This is a genomic window from Streptomyces sp. NPDC032472, assembly GCF_040636955.1.
GTDB lineage: Bacteria > Actinomycetota > Actinomycetes > Streptomycetales > Streptomycetaceae > Streptomyces.
The window spans coordinates 1-15,274 of record NZ_JBEZVK010000109.1 but is presented as its reverse complement, the minus strand read 5'-3'; the positions used below and the strand labels follow the sequence as shown (position 1 = coordinate 15,274).

Annotated in this window: 9 protein-coding genes and 3 pseudogenes; 2 read left to right on the top strand and 10 right to left on the bottom strand. The window is 75.4% G+C overall.

Annotated elements, in window-relative coordinates:
* The 7 genes and pseudogenes from AB0F11_RS35360 to AB0F11_RS35330 all read right to left on the bottom strand — a co-directional run.
* Window positions 1-1,184, bottom strand: a 1,184-nt coding sequence (locus AB0F11_RS35360) for a peroxidase family protein (protein ID WP_362183058.1), incomplete at its 3' end; no start/stop codon positions are given.
* A gap of 68 nt (window positions 1,185-1,252) precedes the next feature.
* Window positions 1,253-2,608 (bottom strand): hypothetical protein, encoded by a 1,356-nt coding sequence (locus tag AB0F11_RS35355; RefSeq protein WP_362183055.1) that lies wholly within the window; start codon window positions 2,606-2,608, stop codon window positions 1,253-1,255.
* Between the two features lie 47 nt (window positions 2,609-2,655).
* Window positions 2,656-4,080, bottom strand: coding sequence for a cytochrome P450 (locus tag AB0F11_RS35350; protein WP_362183052.1), 1,425 nt, complete (start codon window positions 4,078-4,080; stop codon window positions 2,656-2,658).
* Window positions 4,077-5,483, bottom strand: a pseudogene (locus AB0F11_RS35345) (FAD-linked oxidase C-terminal domain-containing protein); the annotation flags it as partial. The pseudogene AB0F11_RS35345 and the gene AB0F11_RS35350, both read right to left, overlap by 4 nt.
* Before the next feature lie 54 nt (window positions 5,484-5,537).
* Window positions 5,538-7,175 carry a benzoylformate decarboxylase gene (mdlC, locus tag AB0F11_RS35340; protein ID WP_362183049.1) on the bottom strand — a complete coding sequence of 546 codons (1,638 nt, stop codon included), beginning with the start codon at window positions 7,173-7,175 and terminating at the stop codon, window positions 5,538-5,540.
* 319 nt (window positions 7,176-7,494) lie between these two features.
* The gene (locus AB0F11_RS35335; protein WP_362183046.1) at window positions 7,495-7,881 is read right to left on the bottom strand and encodes a glyoxalase superfamily protein; all 387 of its coding nucleotides are present in this window, start codon (window positions 7,879-7,881) and stop codon (window positions 7,495-7,497) included.
* Between the two features lie 491 nt (window positions 7,882-8,372).
* The gene (locus AB0F11_RS35330; RefSeq protein WP_362183043.1) at window positions 8,373-8,861 is read right to left on the bottom strand and encodes a MarR family transcriptional regulator; all 489 of its coding nucleotides are present in this window, start codon (window positions 8,859-8,861) and stop codon (window positions 8,373-8,375) included.
* A 130-nt stretch (window positions 8,862-8,991) separates the two neighbouring features.
* On the opposite strand from AB0F11_RS35330, the gene AB0F11_RS35325 reads away from it, so the two are divergent.
* On the top strand, window positions 8,992-9,402 hold the full coding sequence (locus AB0F11_RS35325) for an organic hydroperoxide resistance protein (protein ID WP_362183040.1): 411 nt from the start codon (window positions 8,992-8,994) through the stop codon (window positions 9,400-9,402).
* Window positions 9,403-9,914: 512 nt separating this feature from the next.
* Here the strand turns inward: AB0F11_RS35325 and AB0F11_RS35320 are convergent.
* The 3 genes and pseudogenes from AB0F11_RS35320 to AB0F11_RS35310 form a co-directional block, all read right to left on the bottom strand.
* The gene (locus tag AB0F11_RS35320; RefSeq protein ID WP_362183038.1) at window positions 9,915-11,162 is read right to left on the bottom strand and encodes a VWA-like domain-containing protein; all 1,248 of its coding nucleotides are present in this window, start codon (window positions 11,160-11,162) and stop codon (window positions 9,915-9,917) included.
* 149 nt (window positions 11,163-11,311) lie between these two features.
* On the bottom strand, window positions 11,312-12,568 hold the full coding sequence (locus tag AB0F11_RS35315; RefSeq protein WP_362183061.1) for a MoxR family ATPase: 1,257 nt from the start codon (window positions 12,566-12,568) through the stop codon (window positions 11,312-11,314).
* 82 nt (window positions 12,569-12,650) lie between these two features.
* Window positions 12,651-14,039 (bottom strand): annotated as a pseudogene (locus tag AB0F11_RS35310) (hypothetical protein).
* A gap of 244 nt (window positions 14,040-14,283) precedes the next feature.
* On the opposite strand from AB0F11_RS35310, the pseudogene AB0F11_RS35305 reads away from it, so the two are divergent.
* A pseudogene (locus AB0F11_RS35305) lies at window positions 14,284-15,274 on the top strand (hypothetical protein); the annotation flags it as partial.

The following is a 15,274-nucleotide window of genomic DNA, read 5'->3' as shown; positions in this document are numbered from 1 at the left end:
GAGCCGAGGATGCCGCTGAGCATCTCGCCCGTGCCGATGCGCCCGAAGGTCTTGCTGACCCAACGCGGCAGCACCCCGTACCAGTTGGCGTTCATCGCGTGGTGCAGCACGGGCGTGTCGAGGATGCCCGGGGTCCACTCCACCGTGTGGATCTTCGCCATCAGCGCGGTGTTGACCAGCCGCGCCGTGTGGAACAGCCGCTCGTCGCCCCACGTCGGACGGTGGGAGCGCAGGAAGTCGCAGATCGCGTTGTGCTCCTTGGCGAACAGCGTGTGCAGCAGCGACAGCCCGGCCCAGTAGTCGCTGTTCATGCCGGTCCAGTCCAGGCAGTCCTTGCCGGGACGCGGGTCGGCGGGCAGCCGGCCGTCCTCCACGATGAGCCGCCCGCCCTCGCCGGTACGCAGGGCCCGGCAGCGCTCCTCGTCCGAGCCGTAGATCTGCGAACCGTCCCACCAGTGGGTGACCGTGTTCTCGTACGTGGGCGGGGCGTCCGCCGCGGTGTGGGCGACCGGGTCGGGCCGGGTGCGGTTGATGCGCATCGGGCAGGTGCCGCCGTGCTCGGCCCAGTCGTCGTCCTCGGCGAGCGGGACGGTGAACGGCTCGGCCTCCTCGTTGTCGCCGTGGTTGGCCCAGCCGTGGTTCTCGAACTGGATCCAGGCCGCCGCCAGCAGGTTCAGCGTCGGCGCCGGGACGAAGCCCCTGCGGGCCAGCAGCTGCCTGCTGATCTCGCGCGGGCTGGGCGACATCAGGGCCTCGTCGCCCTCCGGGAAGACCATGTCGAGCGGGGCGTTGCGGTCGAGCCGGGTGCCGACCCGGCCCATGTCCTCGTCGTACGGGTCGTAGCCCGAGCCGTCGTACGAGCGGTACGGCAGCAGCGTGGAGGTGGCGCGGCGCGGGCGCTCACCGCCGGTGCCGTAGGTGTCGTACAGGTTCTTGCGGCGCAGGTCGTCGCGGAGCACCCGCAGGTTCAGCAGCCCCAGCGGCAGCGGGAGTTCGTGCCACTCGCGGGCCTCGTTGATGCGGGCGAACGCGGCCGAGCCGAGGCGTTCGAGGAGGCCGGGCGGGCAGGGGCCGGACGGCTGCGGCGGGCGGGCGGCCTGTCCGGGCAGGCCCGCGGCGCCCGGGTCCGGCGCGGACTGGCCGGGGGCCGGCCCGGTCTGCTCGGTGGAGGCGGTGTCGGTCATGGTGTTCCTCGGCGTCGGCGGTGGTTGCGGGGAAGGGGGTCGCAGGCGGGCGGGCCGGTGGCCCGCGCTCAGCGGTCGTACAGCCGGAAGAAGCGGGCGGCGCCCACCCGGCCCCGGTAGGCGGCGAGTTCGGCGTCCACGTGCGCCCGGGCGTCGGGCACGTCGTGCTCCAGGTTGTGCGCGTACCGCTCGGCCGCATGGCACAGCGGGAAGGCGTGCGTGTCGTCGGTCCACGTGAACTCGGTGAACTGCTCCGGCAGCGGGTACGGCGACACCGAGGACCGGCCCTCCAGGCTGGGCACCACGTCGTGCTCGTTGACGAGCGAGCAGACCCGGGTCCGCGGATCGGCGGGCCGCTTGCCGTCGATGGGCGAGCCGATCGCGACCACGTGCGTGACCCGGTACACCGCGCAGAAGTCCGGGTCGGCGGCCAGGTTCATGGCGGTGATCCCGCCCAGGCTGTGCCCGACCAGCGCCATCTGCGCACCCGAGGGCACCACCTGCCGCAGCGCCTTGCACACCGCCCTGGAGTACGGGGTCGAGGGTCTGGCCACCGCGTGCACGGCGCCCAGCAGGTCCTGCGGGCTCTCGCCCCTGAGCCCCGACATGCCGGCGAGCTGGACGACGTACCGGCGGATGCCGTCGGGACCCGTGACCGGCTGGACCAGCAGCGTGCCGCCGGTGCCGACCCTGTCGATGTTGCGGACGTACCCGGCGATGGTGCCGGTGGTGTCCAGGCGGTCCGCGAGCGCGGGGGCCGGGATGAAGGGCTCGGCCCGGCCGGGCCCACGGTCGAGGAACGCCCACACACGCGCGCCGACACCGAGGACGGGTTCGGCGCCGGCCAGGGTGCGGCCGGTCGCGACCTCCCAGCCGGCCTCGTCGTTGAGCGGGTTCTCGTCGGTGAGCGCGTTCCAGGCGAGGATGTCCGCGAAGGCGGGCGCGAGCAGCGCGAAGGTGCGCTCGGCGCCCTTCCGGCCGAGGATGGCGCGGAAGACGCGGACCGCCTCCCGCTGCCGGTCCTCCTCGATGGCCCTGAGCACCTTGGCGGTGTCGGGGTCGCCGAGCAGCTCCGGGTGGTGGACGGCGGCGGCCCGGATCCGGGCCTTCAGGCCCGTCACGGCCAGGCTCACCGCCAGGCTCTCGCGGCTGGTGAACACGCCGAGGAGCCGGCCGACGCGGGCGAGTCCCCGGCCGCGCGCCGCCCAGCCCAGGCCCTTGGGGTCGGTGATCGCCCGCAGCAGGGTGCGCCGGGCGGGGCCGCCCCGGGCGCTGCGGGCCAGCCGGGGGCCGAGGGCGAGCTCGGACGCGTACCGGGACGCCTCGCCCACGCTGTCGGCGGCCTCGGCGAGCAGGCGGCACATCTCGTGCAGGGAGTCGACATCGGGCTCGTGCCCGGTGACGGCGGTCATGGCATCGGTCATGCGGGGCCCCTCCGGGGGGTACGGGTGTGGACGGGGACGCCCTGCTCTCAGCGCGGGGCGAGGGTGAGCCGGATGCCCGCCGAGGCGAGGATGCCCGGCAGCGCCAGGGACGGGTCCAGCGCCGGGCGGCCGCCGGTGACCCGGTGGCCGCGCAGCACCGCCGCGATCAGCCCGGCCGCCGTGGACACCCCCAGGTGCTCGCCGGGGCAGCGCCCGCCGCCGTGGCTGAACGGTGCCATCCGGATGTCCTCGGCCGCCTCGGCCTCCAGCCAGCGCGCCGGCACGAACCGGTGTGCGGCGGGGACCTGTTCGGGATCCCGCTGGTGGAACAGGGCGGGTACGAGCACGGCCGTGCCCGCCGGATAGCGGACACCGCGCCACTCGGTCTCCTCGCGGGTCACCCGCACGAGGTCGGGCACGAGCGGATACAGCCGCAGCGCCTCCTGTACGCAGGCCCGCAGCCGGGGGAGTTCCGGGGCGCCGGCGTCCACCTCGGCCCGGGCCGCTTCCTGTTCGGCCGGGTGCGCGGCGAGCAGCAGCAGGGTGCGGGCCACGAGCTGGTCCAGGGACTCCAGGGCGAGCAGCCAGTGGTGGGCCTGGCCGACCGGGTCCAGCGCTGCGGCCTCCGGGCCGGCCGCGGCCGGGTGGCTGCGGGCGAGCGCGGTGAGGGTGTGCGGCTCGGCCCGGGCCGCGTACTCCTCGACGCGGGCGGCGGCCCGCGCGTACACCGCCTCGGCGGCCGCGGCCCGGCCCTTGCGCAGCCGCATCCAGTTGGCCTCTTCGCGCAGCACCAGCAGCCACCGGGCGAGCTCCTCGTCACCGGCCGCCGCATCGCCGAGCACCATGCGGCGCACGATGCGGGCCACCGTGCGCCGCAGCCGGGCGAAGTCGAGCTCGGCGTCCCGGGCGAGCGCCGGTGCCTCCTCGTCGAGGACGGCCTGGAACTCCCGGCACGAGGGGTGCACCGGCCGGCTCGCCGCGAGCACCTCGTCGTTGATGCGGCGGCGCTCCTCGCGGGTGTCGCCGTGGGAGCAGATCACACCCGTGGGCTCCAGCAGCGACAGCCCCTTGTACTTGTCCGGCGCGTCCAGGGCGAGGGTGCGGACCGGCAGCTCGTAGAACTGCCGCAGGTCGGCGGGGTCCAGCAGGACCAGCAGCCGTCCGGACAGGCCGCGAACCTCCACCGGCGCCCCGCCGTGCCGGGCGCGCATGGCCCTCAGGGTCGCCGCCGACCAGCCCTGCTGGCCGAGGGCCGCGTAGGCCGCCACGACCTTGGGGCGGGCGGAGAAGGCGCCGCGGACGAAGGCGGGCAGGGTGTGCGTGGCGGCGAAGCGGGCGGTCTCGGTGCGGCCGGCGCGGGCGGGACGCGGTACCACGGGCCGGGGCGCGGGGGCCGCCGGCGTCGAGGCGGTGGCCGAGGCGGCGGTGGGCGGCGTGCCGGACGAGGCGGCGGCGGTGAGGTCCTCGGTCATGCCTCCACGACCTTGCCCGGGTTGAGCAGGTTCTTCGGGTCGAACAGCCGCTTGAGCGCGCGCTGCAGCTCCAGGCTCGCCGGATCGAGCTCGCGGGTCAGCCAGTCGCGCTTGAGGGTGCCGATGCCGTGCTCGCCGGTGCTGGTGCCGCCGAGGGCGAGGCCCGCCGCCATGATGTCGTCGTACGCGGCCTGCGCGCGGCGGAACTCGTCGGCGTCCGACTCGTCGAACACGACCGTGGGGTGGAGGTTGCCGTCCCCGGCGTGGCCCAGCGTGAAGATCCGCAGCCGGTGGCGGCGGGCGATCTCCTCGATGGTGCCCATGAACTTGGCCAGTTCGGAGCGGGGCACGGCGACGTCCTCGATGAACGCGGTGGGCTTCCCGGCGAGTCCCGCGGCGAAGGCCCCCAGCGCCGGGGAGACCAGCCGCCGTGCCTCGATGATCCGCCGGGACTCCTCGGCGGTGGTCGCGGTGACGACGTTCTGGGCGCCCGCTCCCTTGCACAGCAGCGTCATCGCCATCAGGTCGCGGATCGGCTCCGCGCTGTCGCTCTCGACGATGAGCGTGGCGGCGGCCCCGGCCTCCAGCAGCGGGTGCCCGTGGTCGGAGACCGCCTGGGAGGTGGCCCGGTCGAGGAGTTCGAGCGCGGACGGCACGTGCCCCGCCGCGGTGATGGAGGCGACCGCGTCCCCGGCCTGCGCCAGGCTCGGGAACTGCGCGAGCAGCGAAAGGGCCGGCGGCCGGACCGGACGCAGGCCGAGCGTGGCGCCGACGATGACGGCGAGGGTGCCCTCCGAGCCGACCAGCAGCCTGGTCAGGTCGTAGCCGGCGACCCCCTTGACGGTGTCGCGCCCGGTGCGCATCCGGCGCCCGTCCGGCAGGACCAGGTCCAGGCCGCGCACGTAGTCCGCGGTGACCCCGTACTTGACGCAGCAGATCCCGCCGGCGCCCGTCGCGATGTTCCCGCCGATGGTGCAGTGCTCCCAGGAGGCCGGGTCGGGCGGGTAGCTCAGGCCGTGCTCGGCGACGGCGTCGTTGAGGCGCTTGGTGACGACACCGGGCTCGCAGCGCACGAGCCGGTTGGCGGGGTCGATCTCCAGGATGCGGTCCATCCGGGCGGTGTTCAGCACGATGCAGCCGTCGACCGCGTTCGCGGCGCCCGCGAGCCCGGTCCGTGCGCCCTGCGGGACGACCGGGACGCCCAGCTCGTACGCGGTGCGCATGATGTGCTGCACGTGCTCGGCGGTGCGCGGGAAGGCGACGGTGGCGGGGATGCCGGCCTCGGAGAACGGCGCGGCGTCCCGGGCGTGCGCGTTCAGTGTCTCGGGGTCGGTGTGCAGAACGTCCGCATGGTCGGTGAGGAGCGTGCGCAGGCGGGACAGGAGGGGGGTGTCGGGGGACATTCGGGCCTTCCGGAGATCGGGGCGGTGGCCTGCTGACGGGCGGTCTGGACGGGCCTAGAGGGAGGGGAGTTCGGTGGTGACGGGCACGTCGATGAGGACCGGCCCGTCCTGCTGGGCCGCGGCCTCCCGTACGAGCTTGGTGAGCTCGCCGGTGCCCTGGGCCCGGTGGGCGCGCACCCCGTAGCCGGTGGCGACGGCCGTGATGTCGATGCCGGGGATGTCGAGGCCCGGGGCGCCCTGGGCGTGCTCCAGCTGCGCGAACCAGTGGAGGATCGCGTACCGGGCGTTGCTGAGGACGACGAAGGTGACGGGGACCTTGTGGACGGCGGCGGTCCACAGCGCCTGGACGGCATAGTGGATCGAGCCGTCGCCGATGACGCAGACCACGGGCCGGTCGGGAGCACCGAGCTGCGCCCCGACGGCCGCGGCCGCGCCGAAGCCGAGCCCGCCGCCCGCGGAGAAGAGGTAGGAGCCGGGGGTGCTGATCCGGGTGGCCTCGTGGAACTGCGGCACGTTGGAGGGCGATTCGTTGACCCAGAGGGTGTTCTCCGGGGCGCCCTGGGCGACCGCCCGCAGGGCGGCGAGCGGCGTGAGGACGCCGTCGCCGGGCTCGGAAGTGCGCAGCGGGTCGGGGGAGTGCGGGTGCCCGTGCGCCCCCGGGCCGGCGGGCGCCGGGTCCGCCGTGCCGGCCGCGAGCCCGTCCGTCAACGCCTGTACGGCCAAGGCGAGGTCGGCGACGACGGCGTCCCCGACGGGGGCCCGGGCGGCCTCCTCGGCGTCCCGGGTGAGCAGGACCAGCTCGGTGCCCTCCGGCAGGTGGGCGCCGGGGACGTACGGGTAGTAGCGGAACACCGGCGCCCCGATGACCACGACCAGGTCGTGCCCGGCCAGCTGCTGCCCGAGCGGCCCGATCGCCGGGACCAGCTCCCCGCGGAACTGCGGGTGGGTGCGGGGGAAGGAGACGCGGCAGGAGACCGGAGCCGCCCAGACGGGCAGTCCGCTGCGCTCGGCGAGCGCGACGACCGCGTCCCAGGCCCCGGAGGCGTCGACGTCGTCCCCGACGACGAGCACGGCCGAGCGGGCGCGCGAGATCCGCCCGGCGAGCGCGCAGACAGCGGCCGGATCGGGTGCCGCGGCGTGCACGACCCGGCGGGCGGCCGCGGCCTGCCCGGCCCGGTCCTCCTCCTCCGTCAGCTCCGCGTCGAAGTCGTCCATGGGCAGGGAGAGGAACACCGGCCCGTGGGGCGGGGTTTCGGCGAGCTGGACCGCCCGGGCGAGCGCCGGGGCCACGTCCGCGGGGCGCGGGGGCTCGTACGCCCACTTGACGGCGGGCTGCGGCAGGAGCGTGGCCTGGGGGTTCGACAGCAGCGCCTCCATGGTGAGCATGGCGCGCACCTGCTGGCCGGCGGTGACGACCATCGGGGTCCGGTTCGCCCGGGCGTTGAGGACGGCACCCATCGCATTGCCCGTGCCGGGGCCGGTGTGCAGGTTCACCAGCGCCGTGGTGCCGGAGGCGAGCGCGAATCCGTCGGCCAGCCCGACGACGACGGCCTCCTGCAGGCCGAGCACGTACCGGAAGTCGTCCGGGAACCGCTTGAGCATCGGCAGTTCCGTCGAGCCGGGGTTGCCGAAGACCGTGGTGATGCCACGCGCTCGTAGAACATCCAGAACCGATTCGCGAACCGTGCGCATGTGGATCCTTCCGCCAGCCGGGAGCACTGTCGGTGATCAATCCAGCACACTGCGTTGATCTTTACAAAAGGGCATCTCCGGCCCCGCGAATCTGCTATGCGCGCCGCGTGTCCCCAGTGCTGCACCGCCCGCGCCGAGTGCGGCGATTGACGCCACGTCTACCGGATCCGCCGGACATCCCTCCTGTGGGTGGGGAGCCCGTTCACTCCGTCGGCGGGGCGCACCGGGATTGCCGGGCGCCCGGGGTGGCGTGGGCCGTGCACGCCCCGGCGCGTCCGCGGCGGCGCCGCCCGGGGACGCGCCCGCGGTGCGCTCCGACTCAGGGGCGGAAGCGCAGGGGGTGGTCCGCCGGGATCTCCACCACGGCGATGCGCACGCCGTCCGGATCGGCGATCCACATCTCGACCAGGCCCCACGGCTCCTTCAGCGGCGGCCGCAGCACCTGCGCGCCGCGCCCGCGCAGTTCCTCGTACGCCGCCTGCACGTCGGCGACCTGCAGCCACAGCCGCAGGCCCGGCGCGGGTGGGGCCTCGGAGCGGCCCGACACCTCGAGGAAGCCGCCGCCGAGGAAGTAGACCGTGCCGCGCTCGGGCCCGGTGCCGAACTCCCGGTAGACGGCGAGCCCCAGCACCTCGCCGTAGAACGCGCGCGAACGCTCCGGATCGGTGGGGCGCAGCAGGACCCTGCTGCCGAGTACGTGCACCATGCGCCCGAATGTACGTCCGGCGGGCCGGGCGCGCCCGGGCATCGGCCGGATCGGCCCGGCGGATCGGCCGGATCAGCCGCACCCCGGTGCGTACGGCGTGTTCGGGAGGTGGCGCTCCCACAGCTCGCGGTCGTGCGGGCCGGCCGTGGCCGCGCACAGCCGCGGGACCAGCCGGGCCGGATCCGTCTCCCGGACGCGGACGGTGTCGTCCCAGCCGCATCCGCTTCCCGCGCCGCGTGCGCCGGGTCGCCGACCCCGTCGTGCGGCTGCGGCCGGACCCGTCTCCACAGGGCGACGACGCCGCTGCGGGCCTGCTGCCAGGCCTCCGTCGCCATGGCGGTGAGCAAGGCCGACACGGCCGATGCCACGAGCTCTTCCCCGGTGGACCCCCTCGTACCGCTGCGCCCCTGGCCCCAAGGGAGGAGCCGCCGGGCGTACCGGGAAGCGGTTCGGGCGGATCGCCGCTTCTTCGCCCGCTCCGGCGGCGCCCCTCACACCTCCAGGGCGGCCGCGTCCAGGGCGGCGGTGAGGCGGTGCAGCCGGGTCTGGAGGTCGCGGATCTCGGCGAGTTCGAACCCCGTGGCGGCCGCGATCCGGCGCGGCACCTCCGCGGCCCGGGTGCGCAGGGCCGTACCGGCCTCGGTGAGGACGGCGTGCACCGAGCGCTCGTCCTCGCTGCTGCGCTCGCGGCGGATCAGCCCGGCGGCCTCAAGGCGCTTGAGCAGGGGGGACAGGGTCCCGGAGTCCAGCCGCAGGCGGGCGCCGAGCTGCTTGACGGGGGTGGTGCCGTCCTCCCAGAGGACGAGCATGACCAGGTACTGGGGGTAGGTGAGCCCGAGGTCCTTGAGCACCACCCGGTAGACGCCGCCGAAGGCCCGGGTCGCCGCGTTCAGGGCGAAGCAGATCTGCCCGTCGAGACGGAGGAAGTCCTCGTCGCGCAGGTCCTCGCCGCGAAGGGTGTCGGTGGTCGGCTCGCTCATGCCGCCAGTGTACCGGGTACACCTTGCGGGCGATTCGATTGCGCACAATTTAATTGTGTGCTCTAGTAGTGGACGTAGTCGGCCGGGACCGCACCGGCCGGCGGAACCACCACCGCGAGAGGAAACCCCGATGGACGCGCTGTACACCGCTGTCGCCACCGCCAACGGCCGCGAGGGCCGCACCGTCAGCTCCGACGGCCAGATCGACCTCGCGCTCGCCATGCCCCCGGCGCTCGGCGGCAACGGCCAGGGCACCAACCCCGAGCAGCTCTTCGCCGCCGGCTACGCGGCCTGCTTCGCCAGCGCGCTCGGCCTCGTCGGCCGCCAGGCCAAGGTCGACACCGGCGAGGTGTCGGTCACCGCGGAGACCTCGATCGGCAAGGACGACACCGGCTTCGGCCTGGCCGTCACGCTGCGCGTCGAGCTGCCGGAGTCCCTCGCGGGCGAGACGGGAGCCCTGCTGGTCAAGCAGGCGCACGAGGTCTGCCCCTACTCGAAGGCCACCCGCGGCAACATCCCGGTCAACCTCGTCATCGAGTAGCCCGTCCCGGGGACTGACCGGCGGCGCCCCGGGTCCCACCCCACCCCAGGGCACCGGCTGACCCAGACACCCGGCCCGGGCCCCGGACCCTCGGTCCCGCCGCCCCCCGACGGCAGGGCCGAGGGCCGGCGGTCCGGCCCGCTGCGCGGAGCAGCTCCCCTCGCCGCCCCTTCCCGAAACGCCTGCAAACGCCGGCGAGGGTCAAAGATCGGGGCTCCGCCCCGGACCCCGCGCCTCGAACGCCGGCGGGGCTGGAAAGTGCCGGCGGGGCTGGAAAGTGCCGGCGGGGCTGGAGTTGCCGCGCAGCGGCACAATCCAGCCCGCGCGGCGTTTGAGCGCACCGGCGCGAAGCGCCCGGGTCTTTCATCCCCGCCGGACCTTCCCAGCCCCGCCGGCTTTTGAGGCGGACGGGGTCCGGGGCGGAGCCCGCCACGCGGCGGAGCCGCATATCCGGCGCAGCGGGAAGGGGCGGGGAGGGGGACGGCTCCGCGCAGCGGCAGCCCGACCCCGGCCTACCCGATGGTGACCACACGCGCCCACGCCGGCGGCGCATCCGGCACGTAGTCGGGATCGTGCTCGCGCCACGACCGGCGCGCATGCTCCCGCGGGAACAGCCCCACCACCGTCCGGCACGACGGCCTAACGGCGGGCCACCGCGTCTGCCCGTCCGTCAGGACCACGATGACGTCCGGCCGCGGCTGCGTCCGCAGCGCCCTCGCGAAGCCCGTCCGCAGGTCCGTGCCCCCGCCGCCGACCAGTGGAATGCCCTCGGCCCGGCACAGCGGGTGCACCAGCCGGGCCGCCGCATCACACGGCAGCACGGTGACCAGGTCGCGCCGCCCGCCCACCGCCCGCGCGATCGCCGCGACCTCCAGCAGCGCACTGCCCAGTTCGGCGTCGCTCACCGACCCCGACGTGTCGATGATCACGGAGACCCGCGGCGGCCTGCGCCGCAGACTCGGCAGGACCACGCCGGGCAGCCCCGCCGAGCGCCTCGACGGCCGGCCGTACGAATAGTCCTCGCCCGCGCCGGAGCCGGACGCCGCCGAGCGGACCGCCGCCCCCAGCAGCTCCCGCCACGGCTGCGGCGGATGAAACGCCTCCTCCGCCCAGCGCTGCCACGACTCCGGGGCGCTGCCCGGCCGGCCGGTGATGCCCTGCGCCACCCGGAACCGGACCGCGTCCTGCTCCTGTCGGCTGAGGCCGTGCGCGCCGTCCGGCCCCAGGTCCCAGTCCCGCTCCAGGCCGTCGGCTCCGCTGCCGCAGTCCAGCCAGGCCAGCGCCGCCGCGTTGCCCTCGAGCCGAACGCGGCGCACGTACTCCTCCATCAGCAGCCCCTCGGGCAACTGCAGCGAGTCCGGCCGCACGGCGCCCGCGGGCGCGAGCAGCCCGTGGCCGTACACGTCGTCGTTGATCTCGCAGTCCGCGGCGATGTTCATCCGCAGCCGCTCGGCCGGGCCGCTCAGCCCGAGCTCCCGGGCGAGCCGGTCACCGCGCCCGTGGTGGTCGCGCAGCAGGTGCGACACCTCGTGCACCCATACGCCGGCCAGCATTTCCACCGGCGTCCGGTCCACGAACCCCGGCGAGACGTAGCACCGCCAGTGCCGGTCGACGGCCATGGTCGGCACCTGCCGCGACTCCACGGTGTGCAGGGCGAACAGCGCCGTCGCCAGGTACGGCCGGACCCGGGCGGCGTGCAGGCGCGCGGCGAAGAGCTTGTCGCGGTCCAGGGGTCCTGCGCCTGTTCCTGGCCCCACCATCGACGGCGGCTTGGACCTCCCCGCGACCGGCGGCTTGGGCCTCCCCGCGACCGGCGGTTTGGGCCTCCCCGCGACCGGCGGACCGGGCCGTGCCCGAACCGGCGGCCCGGGCCTCGCCGCGCTCCCCGCCCCCCGGGCGGTTTCCGCGCTCACCGGCCCGCCTTGACGGCGGCCCGGCCCCCCGGCGTACGGTCCGCGGCGCGGTCCGCCCGCCGCGAGAGCGACACCGCTCCGGCCAGCCGCTCGATGGCCGCCGGCACGTCCCACTCGTCGCGCCGCAGCGCGGCGAGCGTGGTCGCGGGTACGACGACCAGATCCGGGGCCCCCGTCTCCATGGCCCGGACCAGCAGCGTCCACGCCGCGTCCCAGCGGGACTTCTCCGGGCGCGTGCGGACCGCCGCAACGACCCCGTCGAGCACCGCCTGACGCAGGTCACCCCGCTCCGGCAGTACGGCGGCCTCAGGGTCGGCGAGCAGCACCTCGGGGTCGGGCAGGTCCATCCGGTCCAGGCTGGCCAGCAGCTCCAGCCCCGGCCCGTCCCCCACGGTGCCCCTGACCAGGAGGGAGAGCACGTCGCGCGTGGAGCCCGCCGCGCTCGCGAAGGCGATCAGCCGCAGCGCCATGTCCCAGCTGCGCGGCGACGGCCACGGGCCGCCCCGGCGCGTCTCGTTGTTGGGCAGCTGGTGTACGAGCTTCGGGCGGGCGGCCAGCAGGCCGCACACGGCGCGGCGGGCGAAGTCCACGGCCTCCGGCAGCCGTTGCGGGTCCAGCCGGGGCAGGTCGGCGCGGGGCCAGGTGCCGCCGAGGCCGCGTACGACGACCTCGTGGTCGTGCGTCCACTGCAGGTGCACGAACCGGTTGGCCAGCGGCGGGCTCAACTCCCAGCCGTCGGCCGCCGAGGACCGCGGATTGGCGGCGGCCACGATCCGTACTCCCGGCGGCAGCTTCAGGGCGCCGATCCGGCGCTCCAGTACGAGGCGCAGCAGGGCGGCCTGGACCGCCGGCGGCGCGGTGGACAGCTCGTCGAGGAACAGCAGCCCCCGGCCGGCCCGTACGAGCCGCACGGCCCAGTCCGGCGGTGCCATCGGGACACCCTGCTCCGCGGGATCGCTGCCGATGACGGGCAGCCCGGAGAAGTCGGACGGCTCGTGAACGCTGGCGATCACCGTGGTCAGCGGCAGGTCCAGGGTCTCGGCGAGCTGCGTCAGCGCGGCCGTCTTGCCGATGCCCGGCTCACCCCACAGCAGCACGGGCAGGTCCGCGGCCACGGCAAGGGTGAGCGCCTCCAGCTGCATGTCGGGGCGCGGTTCGGTGGTCGTGTCGTTCAGCAGCGCCAGCAAGGCGCCGGCGACGTCGAGCTGGTCGGGCAGGGACGGGGAAGCGGGCGCGGGCATGGGCATGGGCATGGAAAGAGTCATGTCTGAATCACCTGGGGATCGGCCGCAGCAAGCGAATGAACGGGGCGAATTGATCAAAAGGGGGTGTGGATCAGCGAGAGGCGGTGAGGCGGCGCGCGTGGGCGCGGCGGTCACGGGTGCGGTGACGGCCGGGGCGCATGCGGTGGCGGTCGAGGTCGGGTGCGACCGGTCCCGCCCGGAACTGTCCGTACGTGATCCGCCGCTGCGCGGCCTCGTCCAGCGCGTCCTTCAGTGCGCCGGTGCGCAGGACGGCCTCCGGGCCCAGCAGGCCTTCCACGACGGCCAGGGCGCCGGCCGCGTCGCCGTGGTCGAGGCGTTCGCGCACGCCGGAGAGGCAGTCCGGACTGCGGTGCGCCGCGTCGATGGCGCGCAGGCACGGCAGCGGCGGGCCGCCCAGCGCGACGAGCAGCTCCTCGCGCCGGAGCTCGTCCGGACCGTGGTCCAGCGGGGCCAGTGCGCCGTCGACCAGGCCGATCCGGTGCAGGGCTCAGCGGCACTCCACCAGGAGCGCCCCCCCGGCCGGATCCGGGACCGCTGCCGGTCCGGCCGGCGGCGTGTGCTCCGGTACGAGTGCGGCGGCGACCAGCGGGTGCAGCCGGTCGGCCCGGATCGCACCGGCGCGGAGCAGCTCCAGGTCGGGCAGCACCCAGGTCGCGGCGTCGGGCAGGAGCGGCAGCGCGGAGGCGCGGTCGCCCGCAGGCGCGGCCGTGATCCGCCCGGCGGCCGCCGCGGCCAGGTGCAGGACCAGCCGGTGCCGGCCCCCGAGCCGTACGGCCACGGATCCGGTACCGGCGGGCTGTCCCTCGGCGCGCAGCAGGATCCCCGCCTCGGCCGCCCACCGGTCCACGGCGCAGCGGAGCCCGTACGGGACCGCTTCCGGAACCGGCGCGTCGGCTCCGGGCGGCCGATCCGCCCCGGACCGGGCCCGGAGCTCGCCGCTGCTGTCCGCGTCCCACAGGTGGCGGTGCAGGTCGAGGCGGAACCGCCGGTTGGGCCTGAGGTGCGGGTGCAGCTGCGGATGGCGGTGGCCACCGCCCTGGCCCCGGGACCCGTCCCACAGTGCGAGGCTGATCCGCTGGCCGGCATCCGCCCAGGCGGGGGCGGTCCGGGCGACCAGGTGCACGGGTGTGGCCCCGTACCGGGCGAGCGTGACGGTGAGACCCGGACGCAGCAGCCCGTCGGGGGCGATCCGCGGCATGTGCCAGCGCAGCAGCTCGGGAGCCAGGCGGTGCAGATCGGCCCGGATCCGGGCCGCAAGCTCCCTGCCGTGGGCGCGCACGGCGGACCGCAGGTCGAGGTCGACGTCGAAACCGGCGGCGGCGCACGCCCCCGCCCAGTCCCCGGCGAGCCGGCGGGCGGTAGCGGTCTCGATCATGGACGGCGGCACGGCGAACTCGCGCACGCGCAGCCAGAAGGGAAGGCGGGAGTCCCCGTCCGCGATGTGGTGGTGAAGGTGCATCAGCACTCACCTTGCGCGGCCGGTACCCCCGATCTGGTGAGGGAGTCAGTGATCATCGCGCTGATCGTAACGCCCACCACTCCGTAGGGCCAGGGCTTTTTGCGGGCTGCCTTCGTCCGGAGCGGTCTTTGGCCCGGAGGTGAGCGTGCCCCTTGCTCCGCCCTGCGTCAGTCAGTGCCCGAGCCACGACCACCGGAACCTGAGTATCAGCATCAATGTCAGTGCCGGGACGTAGCGTGCCTCCATGCCTCCGCAGAGCGTCATCCCCGACCCCGTTTCCCCGTTGGGTCTCGCTGCCGCAATGGCGGAGCCCGAACTCCCGCGCCCGGAGGACTGGAAGCGGGTCGTTGCCACGCCCGACGGGGGGTACGTCGTGTGGGCCCGCAGCAGCGGTTCCGGTCCGGCGCCGGCCCCGTGTCGGCCCGACCTGCTGTTCGTCGAGGGGGTCGGGCCCGGCGAGCTGCTGCGGCGGCTGGGTGCCGTGGAGGACACGGTGCGGACCCGGAGCCGGGAGGAGGCCGAGTACGCCGCGGCCGCGCCGTGGGCGGCGTACCGGCCGATGGTGAGGGCGGGGGCGGCCGGGCGGTGGGCCTACGCGGTGCAGGACGCGGGGGTGGAGCAGTTCGACCGCCCCGCCGTGTTGCAGCGGGTTTCGGCGGGTGGGCGAGCCCTGGCCGTGCTCGCGCGGCCGTCGCGGGTCGATGTCCACGTGTACGAGGACGGGCGGCTCCGGCCCAAAGCGGTGCGCCGGGTGCCGGTCGTGGGCGAGGGGGGAGCGGAGGCGGCCGGCTTCGGTGGGGGGCCGGCGCTCGGCGGGCTGCTCGGGCCAGGGCCCGAACCGGTGCCGTACAAGGAGCTGCTGGCCGGGCTCGCCGAGGAGTTCGGGATCAGCGGCTGGCGGGGGGTCGGGGACCGGTTGGCCGGCGCTCTGTTGCTGCCCCTGCTCGACGCGCACCAGGAGGCCGCCCCGCAACCGCCGGGTCCGTTCTTCTCGGCGCGCGGTGTCGAGCCGGCCGCGGTCATCGAGGGGATACCCCTCGACCGGCTGCGCGCTGCCGTCGCCTCCCAGATGGTGCGGCTCGCCGGGGAGACCGGCTTCGACAGTGATCCCGAGGTGGCGCGGGCGCTCCGGTCGCTCGTCCGTGGGGAGGAGGTCCGGCTCGTGGCCGACGGGCCGTTGGACCTGCGGCTGCGGAGCGTCCTCGCCGAGGCGCGGGCGGCGCGGCAGATGGCCG

Excerpts from the sequence above, each read along its gene's own strand:
- AB0F11_RS35355 (WP_362183055.1), bottom strand. The coding sequence starts at position 2,608 with ATGACCGATGCCATGACCGCCGTCACCGGGCACGAGCCCGATGTCGAC.
- AB0F11_RS35350 (WP_362183052.1), bottom strand. The coding sequence starts at position 4,080 with ATGACCGAGGACCTCACCGCCGCCGCCTCGTCCGGCACGCCGCCCACC.
- mdlC (WP_362183049.1), bottom strand. The coding sequence starts at position 7,175 with ATGCGCACGGTTCGCGAATCGGTTCTGGATGTTCTACGAGCGCGTGGC.
- AB0F11_RS35335 (WP_362183046.1), bottom strand. The coding sequence starts at position 7,881 with ATGGTGCACGTACTCGGCAGCAGGGTCCTGCTGCGCCCCACCGATCCG.
- AB0F11_RS35330 (WP_362183043.1), bottom strand. The coding sequence starts at position 8,861 with ATGAGCGAGCCGACCACCGACACCCTTCGCGGCGAGGACCTGCGCGAC.
- AB0F11_RS35325 (WP_362183040.1), top strand. The coding sequence starts at position 8,992 with ATGGACGCGCTGTACACCGCTGTCGCCACCGCCAACGGCCGCGAGGGC.
- AB0F11_RS35320 (WP_362183038.1), bottom strand. The coding sequence starts at position 11,162 with ATGGTGGGGCCAGGAACAGGCGCAGGACCCCTGGACCGCGACAAGCTC.
- AB0F11_RS35315 (WP_362183061.1), bottom strand. The coding sequence starts at position 12,568 with ATGCCCATGCCCATGCCCGCGCCCGCTTCCCCGTCCCTGCCCGACCAG.